Source organism: Faecalibacterium sp. i25-0019-C1 (assembly GCF_042854225.1).
Lineage (GTDB): Bacteria > Bacillota > Clostridia > Oscillospirales > Ruminococcaceae > Faecalibacterium > Faecalibacterium taiwanense.
This window is the reverse complement of sequence record NZ_AP031428.1, coordinates 2717494-2730953: the sequence shown is the minus strand read 5'-3', so window position 1 is coordinate 2730953 and position 13460 is coordinate 2717494. Positions and strand designations below refer to the sequence as shown.

Here is a 13460-nt window from a genome sequence, read left to right as displayed (position 1 = left end):
TGCACAAAAAACGAAAATACGCAGGTGAAATCTCTTCATCTGTTCCCCTGAAAAATACAAAAAACTCATGTTTTCGTGAAACTGTATTTTGAGCAACTACAGTATATCTTCAAAACTGCACAAAAACAAAAACAAAATTTTTGCTGACCATTGGTCAAAGCACAGAAAAACAGCCGGAAGCCTTTCCTTTTCAGGCGGAACAGCGTATAATGCGGATATCGCACAAAGGTGTGCAGTGCTCCAGAGGAGGAGCAAAAAACCTTTGTGCATTTTTCACCATTCAATGCTTTACCTCAATAAAGCATTGAGGTAAGAGAGAGGGAAAAAATATGAAATTCGATCGTCGTATTTCTCGCCGCAGCTTCCTGGCTGCTGCAGGCGTATCGGCTGCTGCACTGGCTCTGACTGCCTGCGGCGGCTCTTCCAGCACCGCTGCTTCCGGCTCCACCGCTGCTTCTGGTGCAGCCGCCTCTGCTGAGGGCGGTGTGCTGAACGTCATGCTGGAGACCGAAGTCCAGTCTCTGGACCCCCAGCTGGCTACCGACGGCACCTCCTTTGAGGTCATCGCCAACTACACCGACGGCCTGATGCAGATGGATGCGAACGGTGCAGCCGTGGAGGCTCTGGCAGAGAGCTATGAGCTGAGCGAGGACGGCAAGACCTACACCTTCCACCTGAAGGATGCAAAGTGGTCCAACGGCGATGCCGTTACCGCAGCAGACTTCGTGTTTGGCTGGCAGCGTGCTGTTGACCCCGCAAACGCATCCGAGTACGCCTACATGCTGAGCGATATCGGTCAGGTGGTCAACGCCGCCGACATCATTGCAGGCAACAAGCCCGTCACCGATCTGGGCATCACCGCAGTGGACGACAAGACCCTGAAGGTGGAGCTGAACGTTCCGGTCAGCTACTTCCTGAGCCTGATGTACTTCCCCACCTTCTACCCCATGAACCAGAAGTTCTTTGAGAGCTGCGGCGATACTTACGGCACCAGCGCAGACACCGTGCTGTCCAACGGTGCATTCGTGCTGACCAGCTATGAGCCGGCCGCCACCGCTTTTGAGCTGGTGAAGAACGCCGACTACTACGATGCTGACCGCATTGCTCTGGACGGCCTGAACTATCAGGTCATCAAGGACAGCCAGCAGGCTCTGATGAGCTATCAGAACGGCGATCTGGATATCACCCTGCTGAACGGCGAGCAGGTCGAGCAGGTCAAGGACGACCCCGAGTTCACCAGCGTGGGCGCCGGCTACCTGTGGTACATCAGCCCCAACATGGACGCTGTGCCGGAGCTGGCAAACCTGAACCTGCGCCGTGCCATCACCTTTGCACTGGATCGTGATTCCATCACCAATGACGTGCTGAAGGACGGCTCTTCTCCCGCCTACACCGCAGTGCCCGCACAGTTCGCCACCGGCCCGGATGGCAGCGATTTCAGCGCCGACCAGACCAAGTTTGCAGAGTTCTGCGCATACGATCCCGATAAGGCTGCAGAGTACTACGAGCAGGCCAAGGTTGAGCTGGGCAAGGATTCCTTCTCCTTCACCATGGTCGTCGATGCCGACGATGCTCCTCAGAAGGTCGCTCAGGTCGTTCAGGAGCAGCTGCAGACCACTCTGCCCGGCTTCACTCTGGAGCTGAAGGTAGAGCCCAAGAAGCAGCGCGTGCAGGATATGCAGGACGGCAACTTTGAGATCGGCCTGACCCGCTGGGGCCCCGACTACGCCGATCCCATGACCTATCTGGGCATGTGGGTCACCGGCAACTCCAACAACTACGGTCTGTGGAGCGACGCTGACTACGATGCCATCATCGCAGAGTGCACCACCGGTGATCTGTGCACCGATCCCGAGGGTCGCTGGGAAGCCATGTATGACGCTGAGTCCATCGTGCTGGAGCAGGCCGCCATCTTCCCGCTGTATGGTCAGTGCAACGCCGAGATGATCTCTTCTGCCGTGACCGGCGTGGACTTCCACCCGGTTGCTCTGAACCGCGTCTACAAGGACGCAAAGAAGAGCGTCTGATCCTGATCGAAAACTGAAATGCCGCACAGTGGCAGCGTGATTGCCGCTGTGCGACTTTTTGGCTTTTACACTGTCCACGTCCGGCGCACGGATGACCGCGGCAGAAAAAGCCGCCCTGTCTTGAGCAGGGAGAAGAAGAAACTTTAAGGGGGGTCTACCCAACGTGAAAAAATACACGCTCAAGCGTATTATCACTTCGTTGTTTACGCTGCTGGCCATCCTGCTGGTGTTGTTCATCCTCATGCAGCTGATGCCCGGTTCGCCCTTCAACGATGAAAAGCTGACACCGGAAATGCGCGCGTCCCTGTACGCAAAGTACGGTCTGGATCAGCCCATTTATGTACAGTTCTTCCGCTATGTGACCAACATGCTGCGCGGTGACTTCGGCGTAAGCTACAATATCTCCAAGAACACGCCCATCTCCCAGCTGATCCAGTCCCGTCTGCCCATTTCCATCCGTGTGGGCGGCATGGCTGTCACACTGGGTGCCATCGTGGGCCTTGTGCTCGGCATCATTGCAGCCCTCAAGCGGGACACCATCTTCGACACTCTGGCCACCATCATCTCGGTCATCGGCGTGTCGGTGCCGTCTTACGTGATCGCACTGGCCCTGAGCTATACCTTTGGCTTCAAGCTCAAGTGGTTCCCCATGCTGTTCTCCGCAAAGGACGTGTTCGGCTCCAGTGTGCTGCCCAGCATCTCGCTGTCCATGTTCACCATGGCTTCCATTGCCCGCTTTACCCGCAGTGAAATGATCGAAGTTCTGGACTCCGATTATATGCTGCTGGCCGAGAGCAAGGGCATTTCCGGCCCGGCGCTGATCTTCCGCCACGCGCTGCGCAACGCGCTGATCCCCATCATCACCGTGCTGGCCCCGCTGATCGTGGACCTGATGACCGGCTCGCTGGTGGTGGAGAAGATCTTCGCCATTCCCGGTGTGGGCAGCCTGCTGGTGACGGCCATCCAGTCCAACGACTACAATGTGGTCATCAGCCTGAGCTTCATCTACAGCGCCATGTACATTGGCATCATGCTGGTCGTTGACCTGCTGTACGGCATCATCGACCCGCGCATCCGCTTGGCAAAGGGGGACGACTGATATGGCAGAAAAAGCGATTCACCTGGGCGGTGAAGCCACGGCTGATGCCATCGTCAGCGCAGTGGATACCATGTATTCCGAGCATACCTTCAACGAGAAGGACTTTGTGCTCAAGCATAACGACGCAGAGATCGCAATGGACTCGAACTTTGCCGCACAGAGCTTCTGGAAGGATGTGCGGGTGCGCTTCTTCCGCAAAAAGAGCGCGGTGCTCGGCCTGATCCTCGTTGTCTTTATCGTGCTGCTGGCGGCATTTGGCCCCGGTATGAACGAGTATACCTACTCCGGTCAGGAGCTGAGCCAGAAAAACTTTGCGCCCCGCGTGCAGGTGCTGGAAAACTTCGGCATCTTCAACGGTGACGAGAAAATGAGCACCACCACCGGTTCCAAGACGGTCAATGCCTATGTGGAAAAGGGCAAGGAGGATGTCTACTACTGGTTCGGCAGCGACACCTATGGCCGCGATATCTGGACCCGTACCTGGGAGGGTGCCCGCGTGTCCCTGATCATCGCGGTTGCCGCCGCCATCATCGATATGGTCATCGGCATGAGCTACGGCCTGATCTCCGGCTACTTTGGCGGCAAGGTGGATATGATGATGCAGCGTTTTCTGGAAGTTGCCAACGGCATCCCCCGTCTGGTGATCGTCACGCTGCTTCTGCTGGTGCTCAAGCCCGGCATGATCACCATTATCTTTGCTCTGATGCTCACCGAGTGGGTGGGCATGAGCCGCATTGCCCGCGCTGAGATGCTCAAGCTGAAGGATCAGGAGTTCGTGCTGGCCTCCCGCACGCTGGGTGCAGGCAGCTTCTTCATCATCTTCAAGGAAGTGCTGCCCAACATCATCGGACCCATCATCACGCAGGTCATGTTCAGCATCCCCACCGCAATTTTCACCGAGGCATTCCTGTCCTTTGTGGGTCTGGGCATCCCGGTGCCGCAGTGCTCGCTGGGTTCGCTGATCAGTGAGCTGTACAACAGCTTCACCACCCATCCTTATCAGATCATCCCGCCGATGGTGGTCATGAGCCTGCTGATGATGAGCTTCAACCTCGTGGCCGATGGCCTGCGCGAGGCTCTGGACCCCAAGATGAAGAGTATGTAAGGAGGAACACCCCATGCCTGAAAACAAAAAAGAACAGGTCTTGTCGGTGCGAGACCTTGATATCACCTTTAAGACCACCGCAGGCCCGGTGCACGCCATCCGCGGCGTGAACATCGACCTGTACAAGGGCGAAACAGTGGCGCTGGTGGGCGAATCCGGCTCCGGCAAGTCCGTTACCATGAAGGCCGCCATGGGCATTCTGGCCCAGAACGCTACCGTGAACAGCGGTTCCATCCAGTTCAGCTACCATCACGCCGACGGCAGCCCCGAGACGGTGGATCTGCTGCAGAAGGACAAAAAGTGGATCCGCCGCCACATCAACGGCAAGCGCATCGCCATGGTGTTCCAGGACCCCATGACAAGCCTTGACCCCACCATGCCCATCGGCAAGCAGATCATGGAGGGCATGCTGTGGCACTACAAGATGCCCAAGGATGCCGCCTACAAAAAGGCTGTGCAGCTGCTGGAAGAGGTGGGCATCACCGATGCCGAAAAGCGCATGAAGAGCTACCCGCACCAGCTGTCCGGCGGTATGCGCCAGCGCGTGGTCATTGCCATTGCACTGGCCTGCGACCCCGACCTGCTGATCTGTGACGAGCCCACCACGGCACTGGATGTGACCATCCAGGCCAAGATCCTGGAGCTGATCCGCAGCATCCAGCGTGAGCGCGGCATCTCGGTCATTTACATCACCCATGATCTGGGCGTTGTGGCAAAGGTGGCCGATTATGTGGACGTGATGTACGCAGGCAAGATCGTAGAGACCGGCACCATCGACGAGATCTTCTACGAGCCGCGCCACCCCTACACATGGGGCCTGCTTTCCGCCATGCCCGATCTGGACACCGCAGACGACCGTCTGTACACCATTCCGGGTTCGCCGCCGAACCTGCTGCATGAAAAGCAGGGCGATGCCTTTGCGCCGCGCAACCATTATGCCCTGAACATCGACGACGAAGTGGACCCGCCCATGTTCAAGATCAGCGACACCCACTATGCAGCTACATGGCTGCTGGACCCCCGCGCACCCAAGGTGGACATGCCGCCTGAGCTTGCTCAGCGCATTGCCCGCATGCGTGCCGAGGCAGAAAAGATCAAGGAGGCGGAATAAATGGCAGGACAGAATGCTGCTCCGCTGCTGAAGGTCGAGGGCCTGAAGCAGTATTTCCGCGTGAGCAAGAGCTATACCGTCAAGGCTGTGGACAATGTCAGCTTTGAGATCTATCCCGGCGAGACCTATGGTCTGGTGGGCGAGTCCGGTTCCGGCAAGTCCACCATCGGCCGCAGCGTCATCCGCCTGTATGACCCCACTGCCGGCAAGATCACCTTTGACGGGCAGGATATCAGTGGCAGGCTGAACCACAGCCAGAACAACACCCTGCGCACCCAGATGCAGATGATCTTTCAGGACCCCATGGCGTCCCTGAACCCCCGCAAAAAGGTGGAGGATATCATCGGCGAGGGTCTGGACATCCACCACATGTACAAGACCCGCGAAGAGCGCCGCGAAAAGGTGGAGAAAATTCTGGCCAAGGTGGGCCTTGCGCCCGAACATGCCGAGCGCTATCCTCACCAGTTCTCTGGCGGCCAGCGCCAGCGCGTGGGCATTGCCCGCGCCCTCATCATGAACCCCAAGCTCATCATCGCAGATGAGTGCATCTCGGCGCTGGACGTGTCCATTCAGGCGCAGGTGGTCAACCTGATGAAGGATATCCAGCAGGAGACCGGCACGGCCTACCTGTTCATTGCGCATGACCTGTCCATGGTCAAGTACATCTCCGACCGCATCGGCGTGCTGCATCTGGGCCACCTGCTGGAGACGGGTACGACCGAAGAGATCTTCGAGAATCCCATCCACCCCTACACCCGCAGCCTGCTGTCGGCCATCCCGCTGCCGAACCCCGTTGTGGAGAAGCGCCGCGTGGCTGAGACCTACGACTACGCCACTTCCGGCATCGACTACAATAAGGGCACCGATCACCATGTGAGCGGCAGCCACTATGTCAAGTGCACCGACGAAGAGTTTGCAAAATGGTGTAAATGATAGTAAACAAAGAAGGAGCGTTCCCGCGTGGAAACGCTCCTTCTTTGTTTTATTATAATTACGCAGAAAGGAATGGAATGCAGGAGGTTCAGCAGTTATCGTAGCGGGCAAGGTTGCAGTTGCGGCGTTCGATAAAGTAGTACAGGGCTTTGCTCCGGCTGAAAAAGGCAAAGCGCATTTTATTGTAGAAGGACAAAATAGAACGGCTCTTTTGGTATGCATGACGGATGAGCTGATCCGATTCAGGGTCTAAGGCAGAACGATAGAGGATCGGGTAATCATTCAGGGCCATATCCACAAAATAGGCATCGTTTTCCAGCATGTCAGGGTACAGCTTTTCAAGAAACAGATAACGCTCTGTGACCATCGCAAGCCTGTCCTGAAAGAACTTTATACAGTCTGTATGGAGAGTGCTGCCATCGCGCTGATAATAGTAATACAGGGGTTCGTCCGAGTACACGATCTGCCCTGCGTCGAACAGGATCTTGTGTGCAATGCCAAGATCTTCCATAACACGACCGACCGGAAACCGGATGGTGTCAAACAGTTCCCGTTTGCATAATTTATTCCATGCATAACATGCGTAGGTATCCTCCGTAAAAAGCTCCCGGATGGCATCAGCACCCTGAAAGAGCGTAACGTTTCGGGAAGAAAGCGGAGCAGGGACCTCCGGCGCGTCAGCATAGACGAGTTTCCAATGGACGGCAGAAATATCGGTGTGGTACTCATGGAGCAGATCATAAAGGGTCTCGATGAAATTTTCTGCAATGTAATCATCGCTGTCAACAAAGGAGATGTACGCACCGGATGCCGCATCCAGTCCCACATTCCGGGCATCGGATTGGCCGCCGTTTTTCTTATGGATGACCCTGATGCGTGCGTCCCGCTGTGCCCATGCATCACAGAGTGCAGGGCAGTTATCGGGAGAACCATCATCGACCAGGATCACCTCAAGGTTCGGATATGTCTGGGCCAGAATGCTGGCGACACACCGGTCCAAATAGGGCTCTACTTTATATACCGGAACAATGACGGACACGAGTTCGTTATTTGTATTCTGCATGATATCCTCCTCCAAGCTGGTTTAATCATATCATGGGAGCAGGGATTCCGCAATGAGAACTTTATAAGTTTTGAGTTCAAGTCCTGGCTGGCCCTCAGAACGGCATCCGACACCATTTGACATTCCTATGCGCTGGGACCCGCAGGCTAAGTAAAGCCCCACCGGGGCTTTACTTGCGTCGCTTCGCGTCGCCGCCTTGTTCAAGTCCTGACTGGCAACAAAAAAGAGCACCCCGATGGGTGCTCTTTTTTGTTATGGGCCAGCCAGGACTTGAACCCGGGACCAAGCGGTTATGAGAACGTCGCTAATTTTGAAATCCCGTTTTTCTTGTGAAATTTTATGGCTATTTGATAATTCCATAAAAGTGCCTTTGTGTACTTTGACGTAACTTTTGGTATCTTTTTGTCTCTAAAACGGCTCTTTGTAGGTGAAAATTTTCACCTACGAAACTCGACACTTACTGTTACCATTTTGGCTTTACATGGCTCACTTTCTAAAATTGAAGGTGAGCTTTTTCTTTTGCAGAAATCGGGAAGGAGGTTTTCTACTCCTCTGCTGCGGACCCCCTCTATCTGTCCGCAGCAGAACAACAAAATGCAAAAAGCCCAGAGCGATACCGCTCCAGGCTCCGTTGTCTGTATGTACACATCATCTTATAATGTCCGGGGCGGATATTGTCAAGGGAAGTGAACGGGGTTCATCTCTAGGTGCCCACCGATTCATCTTGTTTGGTGTTTTGCATCCACCGCACCAGCGCTTCGGCGTCCTGTTTGCCTTTGGCGTACATTTTTTCAAGGCAGGCGCGGTTCTTGGTCAGGGTGGACATTCCCTCGGTGCTGTCCGGGGCGATGATGCAGACAAGGCCCTGTCGCTCCAGCTCCCGCGCCCGCTGGACAGCCGTGTTGTACCGCCATGCCCGGCGGCGCAGCCCCTCGGCTGCAGCGGGGTAATGCGACTGCAGCAGGTGTGCCAGATGCTTGTCCCGGGCATCACTACTCACCAGCCCGATGGGCTTGGTCAGGATGAGAGCCACCCGGTCGCAGCCGTGGGCAAAGGCCCATTCCAGCGGGACGGGGTCGGCCAGGCCGCCATCAAAATAAGGCACGCCGTCGATGACGCAGGGCTGGTCGATGACCGGGATGCAGCAGGACGCCATGAGGACGCGGTAGTCGTCCGGGTGGAGGTCTGCCTTGGTGAAATACTGCGCCTCGCCGTTCTGTGCATTAGCGGCCACCACGCAGAGCTCTGCCGGGCTGCGGGCAAGCGCCGCGTAATCCAGCGGATTCTCGCCGCCTGCATTGCTGAGGGTGCCGTAGACATAGCCCAGATCGAGATAGGAGTGCTTGCGGATGAGGTTGTGCACGCTCATGTACTCCCTGCGGAAGGAGTATTCATCGTAAAAGGGCTTGTTCCGCCCATGCTGGCCTGCCAGATAGGACGTCATATTGGCGCTGCCCGCCGAAACGCCGATGCAGAGATCGAAGCGGAGGTCCTCCTCCAGGCAGCGGTCCAGCACGCCAGCGCCGTAAATGCCCCGCAGGCCGCCACCCACATCGATGACACCGTATTTCATGGTCTGTTCCTCCATCGTTTAATTCCATTTCCCTCCCAGTATAACGGGACGGCGGGAAATACTCATTGAGCAAACGGCGGGATCTGATGCAATTTGCGGCAGAAAGCAGGATCTGCCGCAATGGGGGCAAACAAAAACGGCCAGCGTATCATGTGCTCTGTGATATGTACCCCTAATTGAAAAAATCCATCCGCATATGTTCCGGCACGCCTTCGTCAGCATTCTGTTGTCTAATCCCAATATCGGTGTGGCAACGGTGGCCGCAGAAGCCGGACGCGCTCAGCCTAGCACGACCCTTGCAATCTACACGCAGGTCTACGACAGACGACGTGATGAGATTCGGAAACAGATGAGCAAAGAATTGTACAAGTAAAGCGCCTATTCATGCAAAAAGAAAAGCACGAGAGCAAAATCTCGTGCTTTTTTGGTGGGCCAGCCAGGACTTGAACCCGGGACCAAGCGGTTATGAGCCGCCAGCTCTGACCAACTGAGCTACTAGCCCGCATATTCTGCGCTGCGGCACTTACAAGTATACCAAAAACAGCGCAAAATGAAAAGCATTTACACAAAACTTTATTTGGTGCGGTGGGCATCCAGCTTCTGCTGCATAAAACGATCAAGCATTTCCTGCGGGAACAGCGGCTCCTTGTAGCCAAAGGCCTCGCGGATGAAGATCAGGGTCACTACGGTCTGACGACCGGGGTCCAGCCGGAGGGTATACAGGGTGTCCAGCGGCTGCTGGGTGGGCTGGTGCAGGGTGAGATGCAGCAGAAAGCCGCCGCCCTTTTCCCGGCGGCACTCGTACACGAACTCGTCGGTGTCCCTGTGCTCGTCCAGCCGGTCGAAGCACTCGTCCAGCGGCAGGTCGGTGCGGAACTCCGAAAGGCCGGCGGGGCCGTACTGGCTGCGGCGGGTATTCTCGCGCCGGGACAAAAGAAAAACGATCACGCCAAGTACGGCGGTAAGCAGGACAATGGAAACTGCGGCGTTCATGAAGATCCTCCTGAAGAGTTTTTCTTATTGTAACACAACCCGCATACTTTTGTGCTATAATATTTTTAATTCTTTGAAAATTTTGTCAGGAGCCTGCGCACTGCTGCAGGCGGGAGGAACACAATGAAGCTCAAATTTACACGCAAGACCTGGTATTTTTTCCTGCTGGCGGCAGCGGCAATGTCCATGCTGGGCGGCTTTGCCGTGCTGGGCGGCATGGATTTTTCGGGGCTGGAACTGATCGTGTTCTGCATCACCGGCATTGCAGTGCTGTTTTTGGCCGCACAGAAGGGTGCTCCCGCCAAGGATAAGCGCAGCTACACGCTGGTGTTCGTGCTGCTGATGCTCAGCAAGCTGGCTGCAGGCGGCTGGGCGGGCGACCTGTGCTCGGCACTGGTGTGGCCGGGCCTGCTTGCCATCGAGTACGGCCACGGCAGGCCCGTTCAGCGCCCGCTGCAGCTGGTGTGCATCTCGGAAGCGCTGCGCCTTTTGTTCTGGCTGCTGACGAAGTATGCGGGCATGAGCGCCCTTGCCTTCTGGACGAACATCATGTTCGTGCTGCTGGCCTGCGCCCGGGGCTGGGCAGCGCTTGTGCTGTATAAGACCCAGGAGGAGACCCTGTGACCCAGCGGCGCAAGTCCAAAAAAACGGAAGCGGAACCGCGCCGTGTGAACCGGCGCACCTTTCTGGCGGGGGCCGGTGCTGCTGCCTGTGTGGGTGCGGGGCTGTGGCTGCGCAGAAAAAAGTTTTCCAAACAGGACAAAACGAAAGCAGAAAAACAGCCTGTTGAGAACCCTGCCCTGCCTGCAGGCGAGTGGCGGGCCGTATGGGTGAGCTATCTGGAATGGGCAGCAATGGATTTTTCCTCGGCGGATAGCTTCCGCGCCGGGTGCGTGCAAATGCTGGAAAACTGCGCGGGCCTTGGGCTGAACACGGTGCTTGCGCAGGTGCGGCCCTTCGGGGATGCACTTTACAAAAGCCAGCTGTTCCCGTGGAGCCATCTGTGCACCGGCGTGCAGGGGCAGGACCCCGGTTTTGACCCGCTGGACATCCTTTTGCAGGAGGCCCACGGGCGCGGCCTTTCGGTGGAAGCGTGGCTGAATCCCTACCGGCTGCGGTCCTCTGCAGCCATGCCGCCGAATCTGGCAGAGAACAACCTTGCCAACACCCACCCGGAATGGGTGTGTGCAGTGGGCGACGGGCTGTATCTGAACCCGGCCGAGCCTGCAGCGGCGGACTATGTGGTGCAGGGCGTGGCCGAGCTTTTGCAGAACTACGCGGTGGACGGCATCCACTTTGACGATTATTTTTACCCTACGACCGAAGAAAGCATCGATGCGGCGCAGTTTGCGGCCAGCGGTGCGGCAGACCTTGCAGCATGGCGGCGGCAGAACGTGACTGCTCTGGTCAAGAAGGTGCACGACACGGTGAAGACTGCAGACCCGACGCTGCGCTTTGGCATCAGTCCGCAGGGGAATCCCGACAACGACCTCAACAGCCAGTACAGCGATGTAACGGCGTGGCTGGCTGCGGGCGGGGAAGAACAGGCGGTGGATTATCTCTGCCCGCAGATCTACTGGGGCTATGGCTACACGTTGCAGAGCGGCAGCACCCGCTTTGCCTTTGAGAACATCGTGCCCGCGTGGCTGGCGTACCCGCGCGCAGAGGGCGTGGCGCTCTATTTTGGCTTGGGCGCGTACCGCGTGGGCACCGGTGACGGCGGCGCGAACCCGGACAGCGTAAGCGGCTGGAGCACCGGCGATGTGCTGGCCCGGCAGGTGCAGGACCTGCGCAGCCAGAACGCGGGCGGCTGGGCGCTGTACCGGTACGGCAGTCTGTTTGGTACAGGTGCGCCGGAGCAGACCGCTGCCGAGTGTGCTGCCCTGCGGGCGGTCACTGGCAAAGAAACGTAAAATCAGGCGGCAAACCGCACAAAAAGAAAAGCCCCGGCGGGGCTTTTCTTGCAGTACGGCACAGGACAAATGTCTTGTACAGCGCCGAAAAATGCGGTATACTATATCTGTATCTGCTCTGTACAAGAACAGGGCGGAGGGATGAAAAACAAAGAGAAGCGCATTGCTTCGTGAGGAAACGTATGAAGATGAAAAAAAGGATCGTTGTGCTGCTGATGGCGCTGGTGCTTGCAGTGGGCCTGATCGGCTGCAAGGACACCCTGAAGAGCATCGTGCACAAGGCATCGGGCACTTCAGACGAAGTGCAGGAAGAGGACACTACCCGCTGGGCCGACCAGACCAGTGATCCGCTGATCATTCAGGGCATTGCAGACTCCTCGGCCAAGTTTGCCACGGCCACGGCGGATGGCTGCCTGTATGCAGTGTTCAACGGCATCTGGAGCCGCCAGACCAGCTACTTTACCGTGCCCTCCGGCACGCTGAGCATTATGGGCTGCGGCACGGCTGAGGGCACCCAGCGGTTCAAGGTGGCCGTGTGGAAAAAGGTGGACGGCGGCGCAGAGTATGTAGCCGACAGCACCTATTATATCCATACCGACGGCACCGACTACCGCTGCACCATCTCCGGGCTGGACCCGGCGGCGCAGTACCGTGTGACCATCTCCTATGACTCCAGCAAGTACTACCTGTACGGCCTGCTGAAGGTGGAGGGAATTGGCTGATGAGCACACAAACCAAGAACTCTCTGCTTTTGCTGCTGTGCTCCCTTATTTGGGGCACAGCCTTTGTGGCCCAGAGCGCCGGTTCCGGCATGGGAGCCTACAGCTTTCTGGCCGGGCGCAGCTGGCTGGCTGTACTGGTGCTGATCCCCACGGTGATGGTGTTTGATGCCATCCGCCGCAAAAGCGGCACCGATGCAAAGCCCAAAACTGCTGCCGAGAAGAAAAAGCTGCTGGCGGCAGGCTTTGTGTGCGGCACCCTTCTGTTTGCTGCTTCCGCTGCACAGCAGATCGGCATTACCATCAATCCGTCCACGGCAAAGGCTGGCTTCCTGACCGCCATGTACGTGGTGCTGGTGCCGGTGTTCGGCCTGTTTCTGGGCCGGAAGGGCAGTGCGCAGCTGTGGGTGAGCATGGTGGTAGCCGTGCTGGGCCTGTACCTGCTGTGCATGAAAAACGGCTTTGGCAGCATCGAGTCCAGCGACTGGCTCCTGCTGAGCTGCGCAGTGCTGTTCAGCTTCCAGATCATTGCGGTGGACCACTTTTCCCCGCAGGTGGACGGCGTGCGGCTGAGCCTTGCCGAGTTTCTGGTGGTGTCGGTGGAAAGCACCGTTGCGGCTCTGCTGTTCGAGACACCTTCCGCAGCGCAGTTCGCGGAGAATGCGCTGCCGATCCTCTACTGCGGCATCATGTCCAGCGGCGTGGCCTACACCCTGCAGATCCTGGGCCAGCGAGATCTGAACCCTGCCATTGCCAGCCTGATCATGTGTCTGGAAAGCGTGTTCAGTGCGCTGGGCGGCTGGATGCTGCTGCACCAGAACCTTTCTGCCCGGGAAGTCTTTGGCTGCGTGCTGATCTTTGCTGCTGTGGTGCTGGCCCAGCTGCCGCTGGAAATGTTGCACCGGGCAAAAAAGACTACCTGAC

At 57.2% G+C, this 13460-nt stretch carries 12 protein-coding genes and 1 tRNA gene; 9 read left to right on the top strand and 4 right to left on the bottom strand.

Going from position 1 to position 13460, the window contains the following annotated elements; genetic code table 11:
- Positions 1 to 329 precede the first annotated feature (329 nt).
- The 5 genes from ACGHUK_RS13490 to ACGHUK_RS13470 all read left to right on the top strand — a co-directional run bounded on the left by ACGHUK_RS13490 (position 330) and on the right by ACGHUK_RS13470 (position 6275).
- The gene (locus tag ACGHUK_RS13490) at positions 330 to 2027 is read left to right on the top strand and encodes a peptide ABC transporter substrate-binding protein (protein WP_390574507.1); all 1698 of its coding nucleotides are present in this window, start codon (positions 330 to 332) and stop codon (positions 2025 to 2027) included.
- Between the two features lie 163 nt (positions 2028 to 2190).
- Positions 2191 to 3126, top strand: coding sequence for an ABC transporter permease (locus ACGHUK_RS13485; protein WP_005936865.1), 936 nt, complete (start codon positions 2191 to 2193; stop codon positions 3124 to 3126).
- Position 3127: 1 nt separating this feature from the next.
- Positions 3128 to 4231: an ABC transporter permease gene (locus tag ACGHUK_RS13480; RefSeq protein ID WP_097774146.1), complete on the top strand. Its 1104-nt coding sequence runs from the start codon at positions 3128 to 3130 to the stop codon at positions 4229 to 4231.
- Positions 4232 to 4244: 13 nt separating this feature from the next.
- Positions 4245 to 5342 carry an ABC transporter ATP-binding protein gene (locus tag ACGHUK_RS13475; protein WP_390574506.1) on the top strand — a complete coding sequence of 366 codons (1098 nt, stop codon included), beginning with the start codon at positions 4245 to 4247 and terminating at the stop codon, positions 5340 to 5342.
- A complete protein-coding gene (locus tag ACGHUK_RS13470) occupies positions 5343 to 6275 on the top strand; it encodes an ABC transporter ATP-binding protein (RefSeq protein ID WP_390574505.1) in 933 nt (310 codons plus the stop codon). It abuts the gene before it with no gap.
- Positions 6276 to 6363: 88 nt separating this feature from the next.
- Here ACGHUK_RS13470 and ACGHUK_RS13465 read toward each other — a convergent pair whose 3' ends face one another.
- The 4 genes from ACGHUK_RS13465 to ACGHUK_RS13450 all read right to left on the bottom strand — a co-directional run bounded on the left by ACGHUK_RS13465 (position 6364) and on the right by ACGHUK_RS13450 (position 9904).
- Positions 6364 to 7338: a glycosyltransferase gene (locus ACGHUK_RS13465; RefSeq protein ID WP_044953095.1), complete on the bottom strand. Its 975-nt coding sequence runs from the start codon at positions 7336 to 7338 to the stop codon at positions 6364 to 6366.
- A gap of 703 nt (positions 7339 to 8041) precedes the next feature.
- The gene (locus ACGHUK_RS13460) at positions 8042 to 8911 is read right to left on the bottom strand and encodes a patatin family protein (RefSeq protein ID WP_242960011.1); all 870 of its coding nucleotides are present in this window, start codon (positions 8909 to 8911) and stop codon (positions 8042 to 8044) included.
- Positions 8912 to 9336: 425 nt separating this feature from the next.
- Positions 9337 to 9413: transfer RNA gene (locus ACGHUK_RS13455), tRNA-Ile, on the bottom strand.
- 71 nt (positions 9414 to 9484) lie between these two features.
- A complete protein-coding gene (locus tag ACGHUK_RS13450; protein ID WP_390574504.1) occupies positions 9485 to 9904 on the bottom strand; it encodes a hypothetical protein in 420 nt (139 codons plus the stop codon).
- Between the two features lie 123 nt (positions 9905 to 10027).
- Between ACGHUK_RS13450 and ACGHUK_RS13445 the strand changes: the two genes are divergently transcribed.
- The 4 genes from ACGHUK_RS13445 (at position 10028) to ACGHUK_RS13430 (ending at position 13459) form a co-directional block, all read left to right on the top strand.
- A complete protein-coding gene (locus ACGHUK_RS13445; protein WP_332376836.1) occupies positions 10028 to 10528 on the top strand; it encodes a conjugal transfer protein TraD in 501 nt (166 codons plus the stop codon).
- Positions 10525 to 11817, top strand: a complete 1293-nt coding sequence (locus ACGHUK_RS13440) for a glycoside hydrolase family 10 protein (protein ID WP_390574503.1) — start codon at positions 10525 to 10527, stop codon at positions 11815 to 11817. Before ACGHUK_RS13445 ends, ACGHUK_RS13440 begins: the two co-directional genes overlap by 4 nt.
- Positions 11818 to 12005: 188 nt before the next feature.
- Positions 12006 to 12539 (top strand): hypothetical protein, encoded by a 534-nt coding sequence (locus ACGHUK_RS13435; protein ID WP_390574502.1) that lies wholly within the window; start codon positions 12006 to 12008, stop codon positions 12537 to 12539.
- The gene (locus tag ACGHUK_RS13430; RefSeq protein ID WP_390574501.1) at positions 12539 to 13459 is read left to right on the top strand and encodes a DMT family transporter; all 921 of its coding nucleotides are present in this window, start codon (positions 12539 to 12541) and stop codon (positions 13457 to 13459) included. The genes ACGHUK_RS13435 and ACGHUK_RS13430 overlap by 1 nt, the downstream gene beginning before the upstream one ends.
- Position 13460 lies beyond the last annotated feature (1 nt).